General features: G+C 57.2%; 15 protein-coding genes. 6 read left to right on the forward strand and 9 right to left on the reverse strand.

The features are described from left to right. Window position 1 precedes the first annotated feature (1 nt). Both QA635_RS32040 and QA635_RS32045 read left to right on the forward strand, forming a co-directional pair. Complete coding sequence (locus QA635_RS32040) at window positions 2-1,363, forward strand: condensation domain-containing protein (RefSeq protein WP_283063630.1); 1,362 nt, start codon at window positions 2-4, stop codon at window positions 1,361-1,363. Between the two features lie 368 nt (window positions 1,364-1,731). After that, window positions 1,732-1,917 (forward strand): hypothetical protein, encoded by a 186-nt coding sequence (locus QA635_RS32045; RefSeq protein WP_283063631.1) that lies wholly within the window; start codon window positions 1,732-1,734, stop codon window positions 1,915-1,917. Window positions 1,918-2,406: 489 nt separating this feature from the next. On the opposite strand, the gene QA635_RS32050 is transcribed toward QA635_RS32045, so the two are convergent. Further along, complete coding sequence (locus QA635_RS32050) at window positions 2,407-3,054, reverse strand: FkbM family methyltransferase (RefSeq protein WP_283063632.1); 648 nt, start codon at window positions 3,052-3,054, stop codon at window positions 2,407-2,409. Window positions 3,055-3,952: 898 nt separating this feature from the next. Between QA635_RS32050 and QA635_RS32055 the strand changes: the two genes are divergently transcribed. The 4 genes from QA635_RS32055 to groL all read left to right on the forward strand — a co-directional run bounded on the left by QA635_RS32055 (window position 3,953) and on the right by groL (window position 10,581). Next, the gene (locus tag QA635_RS32055; protein WP_283063633.1) at window positions 3,953-4,765 is read left to right on the forward strand and encodes a hypothetical protein; all 813 of its coding nucleotides are present in this window, start codon (window positions 3,953-3,955) and stop codon (window positions 4,763-4,765) included. Between the two features lie 812 nt (window positions 4,766-5,577). Further along, the gene (locus tag QA635_RS32060) at window positions 5,578-7,956 is read left to right on the forward strand and encodes an LPS-assembly protein LptD (RefSeq protein WP_283063634.1); all 2,379 of its coding nucleotides are present in this window, start codon (window positions 5,578-5,580) and stop codon (window positions 7,954-7,956) included. Window positions 7,957-8,542: 586 nt separating this feature from the next. Beyond that, window positions 8,543-8,857: a co-chaperone GroES gene (groES, locus tag QA635_RS32065; RefSeq protein ID WP_283063635.1), complete on the forward strand. Its 315-nt coding sequence runs from the start codon at window positions 8,543-8,545 to the stop codon at window positions 8,855-8,857. An 83-nt stretch (window positions 8,858-8,940) separates the two neighbouring features. Next, window positions 8,941-10,581: a chaperonin GroEL gene (groL, locus tag QA635_RS32070; protein WP_283063636.1), complete on the forward strand. Its 1,641-nt coding sequence runs from the start codon at window positions 8,941-8,943 to the stop codon at window positions 10,579-10,581. Window positions 10,582-11,089: 508 nt separating this feature from the next. Here groL and QA635_RS32075 read toward each other — a convergent pair. The 8 genes from QA635_RS32075 to QA635_RS32110 form a co-directional block, all read right to left on the reverse strand. Further along, window positions 11,090-11,290, reverse strand: coding sequence for a hypothetical protein (locus tag QA635_RS32075; protein ID WP_075968505.1), 201 nt, complete (start codon window positions 11,288-11,290; stop codon window positions 11,090-11,092). A 332-nt stretch (window positions 11,291-11,622) separates the two neighbouring features. After that, a complete protein-coding gene (locus QA635_RS32080) occupies window positions 11,623-12,288 on the reverse strand; it encodes a hypothetical protein (protein WP_283063637.1) in 666 nt (221 codons plus the stop codon). Window positions 12,289-12,356: 68 nt separating this feature from the next. Next, window positions 12,357-13,523, reverse strand: a complete 1,167-nt coding sequence (gene alr, locus QA635_RS32085; RefSeq protein ID WP_283063638.1) for an alanine racemase — start codon at window positions 13,521-13,523, stop codon at window positions 12,357-12,359. Between the two features lie 31 nt (window positions 13,524-13,554). Continuing rightward, window positions 13,555-14,622, reverse strand: a complete 1,068-nt coding sequence (locus tag QA635_RS32090; RefSeq protein WP_283063639.1) for an NAD(P)/FAD-dependent oxidoreductase — start codon at window positions 14,620-14,622, stop codon at window positions 13,555-13,557. Then, entirely contained in the window at window positions 14,619-14,960 is a 342-nt protein-coding gene (locus tag QA635_RS32095; protein WP_283063640.1) for a cupin domain-containing protein, read from the reverse strand. Before QA635_RS32095 ends, QA635_RS32090 begins: the two co-directional genes overlap by 4 nt. 49 nt (window positions 14,961-15,009) lie before the next feature. Further along, window positions 15,010-16,320: a lysine N(6)-hydroxylase/L-ornithine N(5)-oxygenase family protein gene (locus QA635_RS32100; RefSeq protein WP_283063641.1), complete on the reverse strand. Its 1,311-nt coding sequence runs from the start codon at window positions 16,318-16,320 to the stop codon at window positions 15,010-15,012. A 24-nt stretch (window positions 16,321-16,344) separates the two neighbouring features. After that, complete coding sequence (locus QA635_RS32105; RefSeq protein ID WP_283063642.1) at window positions 16,345-17,559, reverse strand: MFS transporter; 1,215 nt, start codon at window positions 17,557-17,559, stop codon at window positions 16,345-16,347. Continuing rightward, window positions 17,556-19,082 (reverse strand): class I tRNA ligase family protein, encoded by a 1,527-nt coding sequence (locus QA635_RS32110; protein ID WP_283063643.1) that lies wholly within the window; start codon window positions 19,080-19,082, stop codon window positions 17,556-17,558. The genes QA635_RS32105 and QA635_RS32110 overlap by 4 nt, the downstream gene beginning before the upstream one ends. Window positions 19,083-19,323 lie beyond the last annotated feature (241 nt).

The following is a 19,323-nucleotide window of genomic DNA, read 5'->3' on the forward strand; positions in this document are numbered from 1 at the left end:
CATGGACATCAAAGAACTTGGCGATCTCGATCGGCAGCCTGGGCGGCTCATGGTTTGGCGGATCAACGTCCCCGAGCCGATCAGCTGGCGGGCTGACCCGCGCCGCCCTTCCTATGTGCAAGAGGAACATCTTCGCTCTGCGGACGATGGCCGACCGGGCTGGCTCGGCGCAGCATTCGAGTTGCCAGGCGAGCTCAACGCCGCTGCTCTGACCAAAGCGATCCTCGGCTGGGTCGATCGGCACGAGGTATTACGCAGCCGATTGGCCAAAGATGGATCGGCAATGCGTCGCGCCACGATTGATCCAGGCGCTGCAGCGCTTGAGCAAACCGTGGTGAGTGACTGCGCTGACAGCGGCGAAACTGCTCAGTTGCTCGAAAAACTATTTGACGCGGAGACCAACCCGCTGCGCTGGCCGGCGTATGTCTTCGTGACGATCAGCCGGCCGACATCCACGAGCCTCCTGTTCGCCTCCGACCACTCTGTTAGCGATGCCTACTCGATGGCCTTGGTACCGTATGAGATCCGCGAGCTGTACACCGCCGCGATCCGTCGAGTGGAACCCCAGCTGGCGGCGGTGCACAGCTATCTGGATCACGCCGAGGCCGAACGAGAGCGATTGACCGATCTAACCGATGACCATCCTGCTATCTGCCATTGGCGCGAGCTGATCGCGGCGAACGGCGGTCAATTGCCGGACTTTCCGCTATCATTCGATACGCCGGAGAGATCCTTGCAGCGGAGCGGAAAAATGTGGTTGCTCGATGCGGCTGGCGCATGCGAATTCGATCGCGGCTGCAGGTCCCAGGGCGGAAACGCGGCGACGGGAATTTTCGCCTGTCTGGCGCTGGCAGGAAAGACACTGGCGAACCAACGACAATTCCACGCCGTTGCACCCTTTCACACCAGGTACGATCTGCGATCGATGCGTTCGGTTGGATGGTATGTCGGGATGAGCCCGGTGAGCTTCCGGGTGGCCGATACGTTGCCGGAAATCCTGAACGCCGCCCGGTTCGAACTCAAACGCGCCAAGAAAACGGCTCAGGTGCCATTTTCAAAGGCCATGGAGCTGCTCGGCACCACACTGCGCGACCGTTTCATGGTATCCTATATGGACAATCGGACGGTGCCCGGATCGGACCGCTGGCCTCACTGGCGGACGCGATTTCTGATTAGCCGCAGCTCCGATGCTTGCGAGACATACCTATGGATCAGTCGCTGGCAGGACGGAATTTCCGTGAACTTCCGCCACCCTGGTACAGCCACCGCCCGAAGTGCGATGGACAACTATCTTGCTGAGGTGGCCGCGCAGGCCCATCTGATCAGGGGCGCCCGTCCGCTGCCGCGGCTCTCAATCGACTGACAAGGATGGCTGAGAGTTAAACCGCCCGCGTTACGATCACGATCATTCGTGCTTGGGTGACCAGACGGGAGCTAAATTCAGAGCTGAGAGCGCCATCTGCTCCGAGGCGGACGCAAGCATGGGCCCTATCTGCTCTATCTTTTGGTTCGGGCGCCTTTCTCGCGCGTGGCTTTGCGAGCGATCAAGATGATCCTCGCCAGGCCAAGTCGACACAATTCTTGCTCCGGACAGTAACGTGCATAGTGCCGACCAGGATTTTGAGTTTACCACCAGCCAGATATTGCGATCAATTGCGAGTTAGCATCCGCACATCCATGCTTTTCTTGCATTGAGCTAGCGATGGCACGGTCATTGCAGGTCTTCGTTCAATGAATGGATTCGCCCCCACACGGCAGGCGTTGATTTTACGGGATCATGCGCTGATGCAGGCATATTCTTGCATGATGTCGCAGAGGCTCATCGACGATGCCTTGTACCGGCGACGTATCCCGGAATACAAGCTGCAGCCGATGAGCGGCGACGAGTTCGCTATCCAACGCCCCACTGGCGATTGACTTGGGCTGGAGACGAACGTTTCAGCATGACGCAACAATAGCGACGCAAAGCACGTAATCGAAGTGGCGCATCTCAAGGATCTACGAGAACTGATGCAGATGCTTTGGCATTTGTTCGAAGCAGTGGATCGGCTTCCTAGAGGACCAGAGCATACAGCAGCAGTTCAGACGATTAAACGCTTTGAGCGCCGGCTGGCAGTGTTGGTTCAGGCATCTGAGAAAGCTCGAGCTGCTCCCCTCAGAGTCGCGGGCCGTGCCAGCCCGCCAAACAAATGATCTCCAAACAATCATAGAAGTTATCGAGGGTTCCACCTACGTGCGCTATCGCCAAAGCCTGCATGGCCACCGCGACGAGAAGGGAACGGCGGAACGCGCCTGTCCGGACCGCCGTATCCATTCGCTTGGTGATCGGCCGTCCTGCAGCGCCACGCTGCAGAGAACCGGGGCAAGTCTTCCAGCGGTAAATGAGGGCTGGATATTTGGCAGGCGTTAGAAGCGCGTATTCTTGAGCAATACATCACCCTCTACAGCACGGGGATAATGAGCCGCTACTTCGAATGACGGCAATAGATCAAGAATGGCTTGTAACGACAGTTGCCCTTCGTAGAGCTCCCGGTCGCTATATTCCGTGTAGATGAATCGCGTGTTGCTCAAGGTCTGCATGCCGCCGGCGATCACGTCGGCTTCGGCTCCCTGGACATCCATCCAGATGAAATCCACCGTGTTCAGCCCAGCTTCGTTGCACCAATCATCAAGCCGTCGCGTTTGAACCGGGACGGGGCCATCGAAACGAACCCAATCATACTCGGTGAGATGATTTTTCGGGCGGCGTATCGAGCCGGAAAGGTCCCACTCCTTCGCATCACCATCTGCATTGCTTGGATGGAAATCGATTGTTCCGTTTCGATCGCTGATCGCGATTTCAAGCAGCTTTACCTTAGCCAAGGACGGGCCCAGCTTCTGTTTGAAACGCGCGATCGCTCTGGGGTCCGGCTCAAAGCTGAAGATTTGAGCTTGCGGGCACAGGTTGAGGAAATGTTGCGTATCGGTTCCGTCATTGCAGCCGATATCAAGGATAACAGGATTCGGTTTCTGAAGAAGTGAGACGATGTGCTGGTGTACTTCTACAGACGACACTGTTTGTCTTTCCATTGGCGCAAGGATCGGGTGAGTTTCATTCTCGATACCGCAATCACACGCCGGACGCCCCTGCACAACGTATATCAACGTATATATTTGATGTGCTCGCCCAGCCCCTTCATCCATGGCGGCGACCAATGTGACACGAACAGGAGCCTGTCACTGGGAACGCCCCAGCAATTGCCCTGCAACGACAGCTTTATCAGGGGGCAATCGGGACCTGCACGAGGAGCGAATAACAGATTCCGATGTGCCTCCAGCAGCCAACGGATAGGCTTCGTCGCTACTTTAGAGGGGCCGCTTTTTGATAGGGCGGTTTCGGGCAGGGTTGTCGCTTCCTGAATGACAGTGGCAATTTCCTCGAGCGCGGTTAACGACCGGCCAAATATCACGCTGCCAGCTAACGGCTGCCTTTCCAAATTCGCGCAACCGCAACTTTTCGAGGTCGCAGTCATGGATTGCTCGGCCTGAAGCGGGACGCGATCACGCCAAACGCTCCTGGGGAGCGACTCCAGATCGGCCGGTCGCGGCTTAAGGATGACCATCGGACTCCTCGCACGGATAAGCGTACCGCTCCAATACGCATATCAACCGGCAACAGCATATTATCGGTCGTTGGTGCACGCATTCCGACGCACTGCTGCATCGAGTTTGTCCGGATCCAGACAATCATCGATGTCTCGAAGGCACGCGCATACCACGAAGCCTTCGCAAAACTGCGCCGTGCGCGAGGCACGAAGATTGCTTTTTGTCCACGGCATCGGCACCCGCGCTTCGCAGCATCGATGATGTGGTGACGAGTCACGAGACGGCGTCGCTTCGCATTTGAGAGACACAAACAACCTCGGCAGAAAGCAGTGACATCTGAGCGACAGGAGAGAGGAACGATCGGTCGTTGGCGATCGCCTCGGCGCAGTCGGCGGCGGATTTTATAGCCATGCCAGTCGATAGACCGATTCGACAATCACGATATTTTCTGCACCTGTGTTTCGTGGGCCTCGCATTGCTTGCCGGCATAGCGAGCATGTCTGTGGCGCCGCTCACTTGCTCCAACGACTGCGGTTCGGGGAGTTCCCAAGCAAAGCTCCTTTCGCTATCAATCTTGGATTTCACGCAATCGCAACGACGTCCCGTGCCGACCAGAGCTGTCGTCGACCTCTTCTGCCTCGATCAGACCACTGCTCCGCAGGCTACAGCCAGCTTTCCAGCACTCTCGTGCCCTGGCGAATGTGCGGACGATCAGGTTGCGGATTCTGCCGGAATAAAGGTTACCGGGCAGCAGCGTCCGAAGCTCTATGCAGATTGGCCTGCCATTTTTGATCCGATATCCACTGTCGCCTCGCGGGGAAGCCATACATTTACATCCTCGAACGGCACCAAGATCACCTACACCCTGATCATGGCATTTAATGCCAGCCGTGACGGCTTTGGGCCACAGGTGTACATGGACGCAGGCAACAAAACTGCGGTTTGCGCGATCTCGCCGTCCGACATGGAAACAATCTCAGGATTGCGGAACTCGTTGGCCGACGCTTTTGTCCAAGAGGCTAGCGATCCCGGCGGAGGAATTCCTCGCGTAAACGTGGAACGGTCCTTTGCGGACAATTGGGCTACCGAGGCGACGAATGTCATTCTGAGCCGTTGTCTACTGGCCAAGAATGGTGGTGCCGCTCCAATAATGGTGGCCGCTCATGGATCAGGGCATTGACCTGGATTGAGTTCGGTCTGTCCCGGGACCACCATTTTCAGGGACGATTCTGCAAATCAAGGACACGGGTGATACTTGCTGCCAGGTGGCACCGACGTTCTGGCGTCAAACGTGAAGAAACACCGATCCCGACAAGCGCAGCACCGGCAATTGAAAGCCACTGATTGCTTTGTTGGCCGCCAGGGACGCGGCGATCTAATCGGCCCTCATAGAAGTAAACCCGGCCGGAAGACGGTTCGCTGAGGGCGAACACATACTCGACGAGCACAAGATCGTCAGACCGAACATCGTGGCGCACTGAAGAGGCTACGGTAGGGCAAAGCCGGCGGGCTAGCTTGGCGGTTGCCTTCATGAGGTTGGTAACTCGCACGGCAACGAGCGTTCTAGTTCATCGTGCTTACGAGCGTGAACGCTGGCGCGCTGTGGCAGCGGTGATTGCACGGACTAACGCTTAGAGCATCGTCACCATTGACAATTCGTGTCGTGACCGCGCCGAGCCGCGTCAAATCCGAGACGTCAATGTCGCAGAATCTACAGTCATGGCTCGCCAACGTCAGCAAAGATGCAATGGCACGTCGATTGCTTCAGATGCGAGACATTCCGTTCTGTCGATGACGGCGCAATCCCGTAAAGGCTCAGATGGACTTGTTCGATTGATTGGAATCAGTGCTATGTTGGATCTGCCACGAGGATCGTGCTGCGCGGGCGTTAGCCGGGATTGTCGCCGTTCTTCTCTCGCTCGGCAGGTGGGCCTTACTGAGCCAGCGACACCTCAGGAGTGGACAGTCGCGATCGCTGGCCGCCGTGGCTTAATGCTTATGGTCGCGGGTGTTGTTGCGACTGCCTGTTCCGTCATTGCGCCCGCGACCGCATCGGCGCAGGGCTTCATCTACAATCAGCACCAACCGCGAGCTAACAGGGCAAACCTGATCGACAACAATCACATGCTCGTTCAGGCGACCGAGGTCGATTACGACTACAACAACCAGCGCATCTCGGCCGTCGGCAACGTCCAGATGTTCTACAACGGCACCAGCGTCGAGGCCGACAAGGTCATCTACGATCAGAAGACCAAGCGTCTTCATGCCGAAGGCAACATCCGCATGACCGATGCGGAAGGCAAGATCACCTACGCCAACATCCTTGATCTCAGCGACGACTACCGCGACGGGTTCGTCGATTCGCTGCGCGTCGACACGGAAGACCAGACCCGCATGGCGGCGACCCGCGCCGATCGGTCCAGCGGCAATTACACGGTGTTCGACAACGGCGTTTATACCGCCTGCGCGCCCTGTAAGGATGATCCGAAGAAGCCGCCGCTCTGGCAGGTCAAGGGCGCGCGCATCATCCATAACCAGACCGAGAAGATGCTGTATTTCGAGAACGCCCAGCTCGAATTCTTCGGCGTTCCGATGGAGTATCTGCCCTATTTCTCGACGCCCGATCCGACCGTGAAGCGCAAGAGCGGTTTCCTGATGCCGGGCTTCACCACGTATTCGGCGTTCGGCGTCGGCGTCGAAATTCCGTATTACTGGGCGATCGCGCCGGACATGGACGCGACCTTCACTCCGCGCATCACGACCAGGCAGGGCGTGCTGCTGCAGACCGAATTCCGCCAGCGCTTCGTAGATGGCTCCTATCAGGTCCGGCTTTACGGCATCGACCAGCTCGATCAAGACGCCTTCAAAGGCCAGCCGGGTCACCGCAGCTTTCGCTGGGGCGTTGAGACCAAGGGCCAGTTCGCGCTGAACGACAAATGGGTCTGGGGCTGGGATGGCGTCGTGCTGTCCGACTACTACTTCATGTCCGACTACCGGCTCGCCCAGTACAAGGATCCGTTCGGATCGTTCCTGTCGCTGCCGACCGAAGCGATCTCGCAGCTCTATCTGACCGGCGTCGGCAACCGCAGCTTCTTCGACGCGCGCACGATCTACTATCTCAGCTACTCGGGCAACCAGAACAAGGTCCCGGTGGTCGCGCCCGTCATCGACTACAACCACGTGATTAACAACAACATCCTGGGCGGCGAGTTCAGCTACAAGATGAACTTCACCAACCTGACCCGCGAAACCGCGGTGTTCGACCCGATCACGGCACAGGCCGCCAACCCTCTCAACCCGTTGTGCATGACCACGTCCGCTGATCCGATGGCGCGCACGCCGTCGCAGTGCCTGCTGCGCGGCATGCCGGGCACCTACACAAGGCTGACCGCCGAGGCGCAGTGGCGTAAATCCTATACCGACCCGTTCGGCCAGATCTGGACGCCGTTCGTCGGCGTCCGCGCCGATGCCATCAACGCCGACATCTCGAACCAGCCGGGCGTTTCCAACTTCCTACCGGTCGGCGACACCCAGACGGTCCGCCTGATGCCGACCGTCGGCTTCGAATACCGCTACCCCTTCATCAACGTGCAGCCGTGGGGCACGACGACCATCGAGCCGATCGCGCAGGTCATCATCCGGCCCGACGAACCAAAGGCCGGCAAGCTTCCGAACGAGGACGCACAAAGTTTTGTATTCGACACCAGCAACCTGTTCGCGATCGACAAGTTCTCCGGCTACGACCGCGTCGAGGGCGGCAGCCGCGCCAATGTCGGCGTGCAGGCCACCACGCAGTTCGATCGCGGCGGCAGCGTCAAGGCAATGTTCGGACAGTCTTACCAGATGTTCGGGTTGAACTCGTTCGCGGTCGCGGACGTCACCAACACCGGCATAGATTCCGGCCTGCAGAATCCGCGCTCGGACTATGTCGCGAGCCTCGCCTACTCGCCCAACCGCACCTACACGTTCAGCGTCCGCTCGCGGATGGACGAGGCGACCTGGAACATCAACCGGTTCGAGGCCCAGGCCAGCGCGAACTTCGACCGCTGGTCTGCAAGCGTGACGTATGGCGACTATGCGGCGCAGCCGGAGCTCGGCTATCAGGCGCGCCGCGGGGGGATTATGACCACCGGTTCGCTTAAAGTCGCCGAGAATTGGGTGGTGACGGGTTCGGCGCGTTGGGATCTCCAGTCCAACAAGATCAATCAGTATGTTTTCGGCGCTGGCTATGTCGACGATTGCTTCGTTCTGGCGGCGAACTACGTAAGTTCTTACGACTACTCCGTTGGTCCGGCACCGCCATTGCCGAACAAGACCTACCTCCTCACTCTCGGTTTACGAACAATCGGAATAAACTCGGTCAATTTTTGAGCGACGGTGTATCACTTCCGGAGGGAGACAATTCACAATGCGACTTCTGGAAAAGCACACTGCTTCTTTACGGAAGCCGGTCTGAATCGAGATAGTTGGCACATCTGTTATTCCGCCACGACATCATATTTATCGAGCGGGGCTTCTTGACGAACTCTTCAGTATCGCACGCATCGCGGTACCAAGCTGCCTGGAGACAATGTCTGGCAAACTAATCATGCGCAGCCCTGGCAGCATCGTCTGCACTCTGGAACAGCTGGCGGCAAGACATTTATGCAACGCTCATCGGATCCATTTTTTGGCTAATCGCGGCTGCAAGCGATTGCCGCTCTGGCACGCAGCTTTCAATCGAGAACCGAGCAGCTCAATATGGCCGTATTTGACGATACGCAATGTCATGTTCGCAACAGCTTAGCTGGTTGAGTACATGACGGCGTCTGTTTCCGACTGACACACACAGGCCATGCGTGCGATTCAGCTGAACCGCAGGCAGAGTGGCTCCGCTCACCTTTGGCCTGGCTCTTGCTATCATGAGTGTTGTTACAATGTGGCGTTCGCCACTCGTTCAAATGCTCAGGAGGCCTGCATGAATTTCCGTCCGCTTCACGACCGCGTCGTGGTCAAGCGCATCGACGCCGAAGAGAAGACTGCTGGCGGCATCATCATTCCGGACAGTGCCAAGGAAAAGCCCTCGCAGGGCGAAGTCGTCGCGGTTGGCCCAGGCGGCCGTGACGAGACCGGTAAGCTGATTCCGATCGACGTGGAGGTGGGCGATCGCGTGCTGTTCGGAAAGTGGTCAGGCACCGAGGTCAAGGTCGACGGTCAGGAGCTGTTGATCATGAAGGAGAGCGACATCATGGGCGTTCTCACCGATGTGTTTTCCAAGAAGAAAGCCGCCTAGTCCAGCGCTCGCAACCACTCACCCCTGACGCACGCCTTGCCGGGCGCGTCGAAGGATAAGAATTAAACTGAGGAAGTTCGATTATGTCAGCCAAGGAAGTCAAGTTCGGCGTAGAAGCGCGAGACCGCATGTTGCGCGGCGTCGACATTCTCGCCAACGCCGTGCAGGTCACCCTCGGTCCGAAGGGCCGCAACGTGGTGCTCGAGAAGTCGTTTGGCGCTCCCCGCATCACCAAAGACGGCGTCGCCGTCGCCAAGGAGGTGGAGCTCGAGGAGAAGTTCGAGAACATGGGCGCCCAGATGGTGCGCGAGGTCGCGGCCAAGGCGGCGGACGCTGCCGGCGACGGCACCACCACCGCGACCGTGCTTGCGGCTGCCATCGTGCGCGAAGGCGCCAAGTCGGTCGCCGCCGGCATGAACCCGATGGACCTGAAGCGCGGTATCGACCTCGCGGTCGAAGCCGTCGTTGCGGACCTCCAGAAGAACTCGAAGAAGGTCACCTCGAACGAGGAGATCGCCCAGGTCGGCACCATTTCGGCCAACGGCGATGCCGAGATCGGCAAGTTCCTCGCCGACGCCATGAAGAAGGTCGGCAACGAGGGCGTGATCACGGTCGAGGAAGCCAAGTCGCTCGAGACCGAGCTCGACGTCGTCGAGGGCATGCAGTTCGATCGCGGCTACATCTCGCCCTACTTCGTCACCAACGCCGACAAGATGCGCGTTGAGATGGACGACGCCTACATCCTGATCAACGAGAAGAAGCTCTCCTCGCTGAACGAGCTGCTGCCGCTGCTCGAGGCCGTGGTGCAGACCGGCAAGCCGCTGGTCATCGTCGCCGAGGACGTCGAAGGCGAAGCCCTCGCCACCCTCGTCGTCAACCGTCTGCGTGGCGGCCTGAAGGTCGCGGCCGTCAAGGCTCCGGGCTTCGGCGATCGCCGCAAGGCCATGCTGCAGGACATCGCGATCCTGACCGGCGGCCAGGCCATCTCGGAAGACCTCGGCATCAAGCTCGAGAACGTCACGCTGCAGATGCTCGGTCGCGCCAAGAAGGTGATGATCGACAAGGAGAACACCACGATCGTCAACGGCGCCGGCAAGAAGGCCGACATCGACGCCCGCGTTGCCCAGATCAAGGCGCAGATCGAGGAGACCACCTCGGACTACGACCGTGAGAAGCTGCAGGAGCGCCTCGCCAAGCTCGCAGGCGGCGTCGCGGTGATCCGCGTCGGCGGCGCGACCGAGGTTGAGGTGAAGGAGCGCAAGGATCGCGTTGATGACGCGATGCACGCGACCCGCGCGGCTGTCGAGGAAGGCATCCTGCCGGGCGGCGGCGTCGCCCTGCTCCGTGCCTCCGAGCAGCTCAAGGGCCTGCGCACCACGAACGACGACCAGAAGACCGGCGTCGAGATCGTGCGCAAGGCGCTGTCCTGGCCGGCTCGGCAGATCGCGATCAACGCCGGTGAAGATGGCTCGGTCGTGGTCGGTAAAGTCCTGGAGAAGGATCAGTACTCTTACGGCTACGACGCGCAGACTGGCGAGTACAGCAACCTTGTCTCCAAGGGCATTATTGACCCGACCAAGGTCGTGCGCATCGCGGTCCAGAACGCCTCCTCGGTGGCGGCGTTGCTGATCACGACGGAAGCGATGGTTGCCGAGCTGCCGAAGAAGATCGCGCCCGGTCCCGCCATGCCTCCGGGCGGAGGCATGGGCGGCATGGACTTCTGATCCCTCCTCTCAAAAGAATCGACAGGCAGAACCCTGGCAGCAATGCCAGGGTTTTCAACTTCGGGCAAACTTGCAACCACACAGCCATTGTCAGGCTGAGTTGGATCGGCAGTTGGCCACGAGAACCCCAACGGCCGAAGCCATCCAGCTGTTTATATCAGCGGCGCTCAGACCAGCCTAAGATGGCTAGTCTGACTTCTCTCCCGGCGCCGCTCGGCTTGAAAATGAATCGGGCTCCCACATGGATTTCCGGGGCTGCTGAACCGCTCCGCGACCGCTGTTCCCAAATTGACTCCCTTCGCGGCATGGTTTCAAACACGGATATACCGTGCGAACCACTGGGCGCAGAAGCCGCTCGGAATGAACTCAAGTCCCCCGTGTAGTAGGCGATCGCGTTCCGGCCCATAAAGAGGTTCAGTGCTCTCGGCGCGCCAATCGGTCCGAAAATCAAACGCCTAGACTTTACGACCGTTCACATTTTATTTGCCGATCGCTCGTCGTTTGTAGATCAAGCTAACTTGTTCATCGAACGACTTAACGGCAACTTCCGCCGATGGTAGCCGTAGATCCGAACATCTTCGCGGATCTGCTCGCTGACCGAGCGCACGATACGCTTCTTCCGCCAGTTTCTGTTGAGATCGATCGGAATGGAGTTGCCTCGAGGAACGACAAGAAGATCGTTCCGTTCGTTCAAGTAGACATCGTACATGGAAGTCCTCGCTCCGGGTCAACATAAGCCGAAGCCCCAGACCTTTGGTGGCTTGGACGACACAGTCTCAAGAAAGCCGAACAGGGTGCTTTGTTCTCGGAACGCCTAGGCTGGCAGGGACGATTTCTGCTTTATCTAGGCAACAGGGACGAAGCTGAAAAACACTTCAGACTAGGCACCGTCTCGATCGGCGGGAGTCGCAGGTCTCGGCTTGGGTTGTTGTAAGCTCGTCGTTGATAATGGTGCCGGCCTATGCAACTAGCCGTGGCTTTCCGTGCTGCTTGCTTTCTAGTGATCCGGCTGGCGTCGATAACCTAATATCTGTTTCTGGCTCAGTCGGCATTATCCTGCCCCTCATTTCGGGAGGCTCCTTTTTTGAAATGAAGGAAGTTACAGACATCATAACATTCCACCTCATTCAAGCGGAAGCCATACGACGATATGTGGTTCACCAGAAAGACCGGATCGAAAGCGAACGCCTTGAACCCGTTGGAACAATCTAATCGAACATAGTCATCCGTGCGTGCCACCCCCTTAACGGTGATGCCACAAAGGTCATAGTATTCGTGGCGAGCCACCGTTGCCGTCTCGCTCGTCGAAAAGAGCGACAACGCTAGATCAAACGGCGCTTTACAGACCAGCGACAGAAATTCCATCGGCGCATCCATCGTGCCAATAAAATTAAATGGCAGTATGCAGAGCACCTTTCCGTCATATCGGCGCATTATCTCGTCGATTAGCCGCGTTCTTTTGAAAAATTTTCTGGCCTCGCAGCGGATAACCGCTCCTCTCCTGCTCTTTAACCGGCGAATACGAGGCGGATTTATTTCGATGCCAAGATAATCATTGTCATCGTTCTTGATGCCGATAAGGCGGTAGCCACTACAACCTACTTCTACGATCAACTTGTAGTGGGTCTTGCACAGGAGATCGAGGTAAAATAGTCTTTCACGATGATGAAATTGCCGCACCTCGGCAGTGAAGTAGCTCGGACGCATGAGACGTACGCCTTCATCGCCTAGGTAGATCGCTCGATTGACTTGCTGGGATCGGAGCGCGGAAGAGTTCACCGGTGCCTCATATCATCTCTTGCGGATGAGACGTAAAGCCTACGGCATCGTCTTCCCATCGCCGTAGTCAATTCGTCGCTCAGCATTTTCGCGGCTGACGCCATATCCCCGACAGTCTGCTCGGGGCAAATGAGGTCCACCACTGCCCCGGGCGGCGTCCAACTCTCGGGCAGATCAGTTACGTCAATGGTAATAAGATCCATCGAAACGAAGCCGACGATAGACGCACGACGACTATTTATGTAGACATGCCCTCGATTACCCAGAGCACGCGGAAATCCATCTGCATAACCAATCGCGGCGGTCGCGACCCGCATCCGCTTCTTTACTGTGTAGGACCTGAAGTATCCGATCGCTTCCCCATGCTCGACTTTACGGCATTGAATAATTTTCGTCCGCAGATGAACAACTTGCATTGGCTTGAAATCGGGATCATCGGACGTCGAGAAGCCGAAAATTCCTCCACCCGATCTTACGAGGTCAAAATGAAACTCACGTCCGGCGAACAGTCCGGCCGAATTCGATAGGGAACGATGCGCATTCGGGAACAAATGGGAAAGTCTGCGAAACCGATTCAGTTGTTGGAGACAGATCTCGTTTCGCCACTCTGCGCAGGCGAGCTGACTCATGAACAGCACGACAGGCAATTCAGATAATTCGTTTCTATTTTCGGCGATTGTGCGCAACTCATCAATGGAAAACCCCAATCGAGACAGGCCCGTGTCGACATGAATTCCTGCGGGCAGCGCGCGATTGCGAAGTCGGCAATGCCGAAGCCAGGCCTCCAATTGTTCCCTGCTGTTGAGGATCGGCAGCAAATTGTGCTGCTCGGCCGCCAGCTCCATGCCCGGCATAGCGCCGTAGAGCATATAGATCCTTGCCGATGATGGCAGCACATCGCGCAGGGCGACGCCCTCCTCCACATCAGCGACGAAAAAATGCGCGCAGCCGAGGGAAGCCAGGAAGGGCGCTATACGTGTCGCGCCAAGACCATAGGCATCGGCCTTGAGGACGGCGCCGCAAGCGCTGCGAGGCGCAAGCCGCTGGCACTTCCGATAGTTGGCTTCAATGGCGCTGAGATCAACAATCATGGTCGATCTCGACGTCTCGCGAACGGCATCTACAGGTTCATGATAGGGATTGGCTTCGAGACCAACCGGCATATGTCTCCTCATCACGGCACGCCGACGACTATCAATGGTGAGAATACAGCGATCGAATTGCCTCTTCCGCGCAGGCGGGCCCAAAACGAAACCCGTTACCTGCACCGCCGCCAATGACATACAGCCCGGCGACATCTTGAGCTGGGCAAGAGAACGGGACACCATCGTCAGAATAGCAGTCGCAAAACACACGCGCTGATGCGACCGCGGGAATGTCAGGAGAAAACCATTTTGTTAGGATTGCGGTGGCGCGTGCCAGATCATCCGAACTGACGTGCAGCCCGCCGGGGTCAGGTCTCACATCCCATTCTTGCGAGGTGAAACTGAACAACCAATACCCCTCCTCGATCATAGGAATCAGGAACGCATAGTCATCGAACAAGCCGACCATTGGACAGTTCGTTGTAGGGCGCGCCGCCAAGTGAAGCGCGACGACCTTTTTAACTCGCAATCGCGGCCCCTCCGCGAAATGCGCGCGCAACGGTGACTCTGGCAGCCATGGACCGATTGCCAGAACCGCCCGCCTCGCCGAGAGTTCGCTATCATCAGATGTCTGAAGACGAATATGGCTCGGTCGCTGCCGTATCCGTGCAATCGATGTGCGCTCCCGTATCGAAGTCCCGACAGCCTTGAGCCGTTGGGCCAGGTCCCGAACAATGGAATTGACTGGGCAGTAAGACCCTCGATCCAGTGCTACGACCATATCGCCGGGAATCAAAAATTGCGGCAGCGATAAAAGCCTTTCCCTGAGCGCAAAAGAAGTCGATGGGGCAGTACCGACCACACAGCTCGTTCGCGTGAGTTCTTCCGGATCACGCGTCAACCAAAATACGTCGCACTCTCGACCGCTGGGCCATTGCCCTTGGGGATAGATCTCTCGCCAAATCTTTGAACCACGATTGAGGAGGCTTCTTTCCTTTTCATTACGACCAATGTTGATTTGGATTCCGGGGGCAAACCCACTGGCACCTGCCCCAACGGTCTCTCGATCGAAGATCACGATTCTATCCCGCGGCCGGCTGTTCGCTGCAAGGAAGGCGGCACTCAGGCCCATGACGCCGGCCCCGACGACCACCAGGTCGTAAATGCTGTCGGTCATCGAGCTCCCTCCCAGGCGATAGACAAAGCGCACAGAATTTCGCTGCCGCGATTTTCCAAATAATGGGTTCGACGTGGCTGCAGAAAAACCAGATCGCCTGCCTTGACGGACAATTCTCCATCGTCAGTTATCACCCGACCTTGGCCACTCGTGATGCGCCAGATCTCGCAGGAAGAATGGGAATGAGGCGTCGACACAGCGAACGGATCCAGCCGAAATTCGATGAGCTCGACGGGACAAGGGGTCCCGGACTCAGCGATTTCTTCAACGTGCTGCAAGACGACACCGGGGCTATAGACCGTCATGTTGCCCAGGGCCATCAACTGTGCATTCTTCATGGTATACTCCGAAAGACTATCCCGTGGTCGTGGCAGACTTGTTCGCCGGTCAGCAGGAGCCGTCGAAGCCAACGCTACTCCACTCGATGACGCCAGTTCCCGGCCCGCAATCGTAGGCTACTCGGCCGATGATCGAATTGAGGATTACCGAAGCGCGCCAAGGAACCAGGCTTAGATTTGTATCAGCGATGCCATGCTGAAGGCGTGCGCCATTCTGGATATACAAGCGGCACTTTACGGGACCGTCAAAGCGAGCCGAGAACTCTTTGTCGACCACGATCTCTTGCGAGCCACCCGGGGCATTCAAGACCTTGAGCCGGCCTGCGATCGGCTCCAGAAACGATGGGATTTCGGTGCGGTAGCCTGTGGCTAAGACGACAATGTCTGCGACATGTTGTGAACAAGTGCCTGTCTTCCGCTGACGCAAATCCAAGCGAAAGGGAGACATGCCGCGCAAGTCCTCCGCCGTGGTGTCCACGTATATCTTTACGTGAGCCGGATAGGACCGTCTATGAACCTCGCGGTCGTACAGCGCATTGTAGATGGCGCGCAGCGTCGAGCAGTTCACGCCATCGCTCGCCAACGATTGTCGCTCAAGAATTTGGTTCCGGGCGGCTTCACTCTGGTCAAAAAACCAATCACCATGCTGCGGAAAGAACCATTCATTGACGAAAGGACTGTCTTCGAGCGCGAATATGCTCGCGCGGCGCGTCACCCAGGTCAGGGTTCCCAATGGACCGCATGCACCACTGAGGAGATGAAGGAATATTTCAGCCCCGCTTTGGCCGCCACCTACGACCACGACACGCTTGCCGGAAAGCTCACGTCGCCGCAGGAGAAGGGTACTCCCGTGAAACACCTCATTTGGCGGCGCATTCCTGCCCCACTCAGGAACAGACGGCACCCTGCCCACGCCAAGCACAATCGTACCGGTTTGGTAATTGCGGCAATTCGTTATGATATTAAAGGCCTCGCCCCGCAGTTCGACTGCGCTCACGTGCTCTCCGAAATGAATGTTCGCCAGCTTCGCCGCTGCCCAGCGCAAATAGTCCTCAAATTCATTACGAGTAACAGACGCCAGCCCCCGAACAATAGCTTGATAAAGTCGCTTCTTATCATGCAAGTAGGCGAGGAAACTGTATGCATTCGTCGGATCAGCCGGTGTGACCAAGTCCTTTAGCGGGCTGGTTTGCATGACGGCACCTGCCAAAAGCAGACCGGGATGCCACTTTACCTTCTCTGAGCTCTCAAGGACATTCAACGAAATGTCCAGAATCGGAGCCGCAAGCGCTGCCAGACTCAGATTAGCCGGCCCCGCACCGATCGCGATGACGTTATAGCTGTCGGCGTGCTTCAGCATTCCATTATCCCTACAAGGAGCCAGTCAATGTTCTCGGCTGCCCGAGAAAACTTGAGTTGCAAGAAGGACTGCGTTCGCGACGATAAGCACCATCATGGTTATCAGCAGATTATCGAAGCCGCCGGCCTTCACGATTTGCCCTGCGATGTATGGAAATCCGAATAGGCCAATGAAGTAGGAAAGTGTGAAGACTTGAGAAGCAATAGCCAACGACGTCCCATCCGTATCAGCAATGTAGACGACCATACTGTTCAGGGTCGAATAGTTGAGACCATATCCCAGCGCGAACACCATTGTTCCGATGATGTAGTTCGCCGTGCTGGCTACATTCACGAAGAGGATGAATAGCCCTGCGACAGTGCATATACTGAGAACCGCGGCTACGCGTTCAAGACGAAATTTTCCAATTATCGGCGCCACAGCAAACCGCATGAAGACGGCTGTCAGCGTGAAAACCAGAAAGAATGTGTCCGCAGACTGCGATCGCGATGCAGCATAAAGCGTTTGGAATGTGAAAAGACCGGCGAAAACGCATCCCCCAAGGCCGATCATGATGATCGGATATCGCGTGTTCGATTTGAGGGCTTTTAGCACGCCTTCCACGTTGAGACGTATAGTTGGCAATTTGGTCTGAGGAGCTTGCGCCAGCCCCCTACCGGCGAACTCCAAGAACGTCGCGCCAACGAGACATGCGGCGGCGAACAGGGCGTACACCGCAATGTAGGATCCCGCAGTCACCGCGACGGTGCGCGCGAGAGGAGAAGCAAGTCCGATACCCAGCATCTGGGACCCGGAAAGCAAGGTAAGATACTTGATACGGGCTTCAGCCCGCACGTGACCCAGGACTTGGAGCGGCGCCAGCATATAGAAGCCGGACCACCCAATGCCGAGAAAAAGTCCTCCGACGTACGCGAAGAGCGTTAGAGTTGACACTAACGCAAAACATATCATCGCGCCTGCCATCATTACCGCGGCTACGGTGATAGTTCGCATCAGGCCAAGTGAATCCGCGATCCGGCCGACCATTAGCGAACACAATATCGTTGCGATCGTACCAGTCGAGATAACGGCTCCGGCGGTCGTGGCGCTTTGTTGAATGGACCGCAGAGCGTCGACGAGAAAGAAGCTCGAGCCATAGGATGCGGCCAAGCTGATACTACCGAGCATAAAAGGAATGGAGACTTCTAACGGGATTGCACTGGGCAGCTTCTCGGCAGGAACGATGTTCGCGACTGTCACGCTGCAATCCTTCCCGGAAGGCATCGTTCAATATCTGAAACCGCCAACCTGCGCGCATCGATCTTCGGTGCCGCTCCATTTCGGTGAGGTGAAGGTGTCGAAGCGCGTACGGCAACTGGATGGCCGCCATGACCGAGCCAACGCCATAGGGCTTCTGTTATCTTGGGCATGAGCGGCCAAGCCAGTATGCAGAACCCCATAAGCCAGGCGTAGGCGGTCTTATGGTTCGGCGAGCCATCAAGATGATCAACCCATTCGATAAGCGGCCGCGACGATTGCGATACCCGCAGACGGTCGAGCGAAAGCGCGGCGCACTGCTTTTCGTAGAGTCGATCCAACGTAACCATCATCGCACCATCAACGTGACATCCAGCGAGAGAAGGCATCGAGTTTAGGGACTCCGTGCAGCGGTCGATTGCCGCAGACATCTTGCCGAGAACCGCGTTGTAACGATCGACCAAGCGCCCTGGCACCAAGTCGGTCTCGGCTTCTTCCGGGCAGATTTCCGACAGGTACACTCTGAGGACGTCGACCGATATATTTGGAATTCGAGCGATTTCGCCTGCCCAGATCACGTGGCCGCGACTAGTGGAGAACTTCGAACCGTTCAGCCGAAGGAAGTGATTGAAAAAAATTCGATCAAATGGGCGGAACGAGTTCTGACCCAATGCGCATCCAGTAACGCCGACAAGCATCGGGATTGTGTTATCGATACCGGTACCGCCAATGAGGAACGCATTGGACTCGCGCGCAAAAGGATTGGGCTTGTGGGTGCCCTCCGTGTCCTTGTAACCGCAATAGAGAGAATGAGCGTAGAGTAACGAGGAGTAGCTAAACAGTATCTGCTGGCCGTTGAAATGTCGTGAATTCCAAGCCAGCCCGTGTAGTCCCGGTACGGTCAGCCGCATTTGCTGCCCTTTACGTGCGACGTACCGTTTCCCTATCTCCAGAAAGCTGGATTCGATGGCCGTATCGTCCCACTCCCGTAGAAGTCGGTCCTTTCCCGAAATTGAAAGGAATGCGGAGACGTTTTCCAACCATTCGACAATCCGCCCGCGCCTGGATACTGGATTCAACGCTTCCTCGGGCTCAAAATGATGTCCACACCGTTCGCAGAAGAAGCTCCCCGCTGATGCCAGGCAAAGCGGACAGGTTGCACCAAACCAGCCTCCGATGCAGAAACGCCCTTCTGGTCTGGCAGTAGAACCCGCATCGTCCACTGGTAAGCGACCCGCGAGGAAACGAAGCGAGCGCGCTGCAGATAAGGCGCCCATCAGCGCGTTGCCGACCTTCGAAAAGCGCAACAGATTGCTGCCATGCGCTGGATCATCGAAATGATCGAAAACGACACCGACGGAGGCGAGATCTTCGACAATTCTGATATGGAAGCCATGCGCCAAAGTGGACGGGTCAATGTTCTCAAGAGCCGCTCGGACCAGGACATGGTTCTCGAAACCGTCAGTCGTCAGTCCAGAACGGACATGATGCCCCGCCCGCTTCAGGTGCTTCTGTACAACATCCATTCTGAGATATGGCCCAGCGGCATGGCCCAGATGCGCTCTGCCATTGGCTGTCAAGTTGACGGGAGATATATACACATCAACGGGATGCGTATTCGCTTCATTTATCCGCGGGACCGTTGGACTTCTTTTCATAGCTGCACAATGACTTCTATGAACACATATCTGGAAGCATCCAAACAGGTGCCAGACATCGCCGCTGGGACACGAAGGCGCATGCGACTTATGGGGTTATGGACGACAG

It is taken from the genome of Bradyrhizobium brasilense, from assembly GCF_029714345.1.
Classification (GTDB): Bacteria; Pseudomonadota; Alphaproteobacteria; order Rhizobiales; family Xanthobacteraceae; genus Bradyrhizobium; species Bradyrhizobium australafricanum.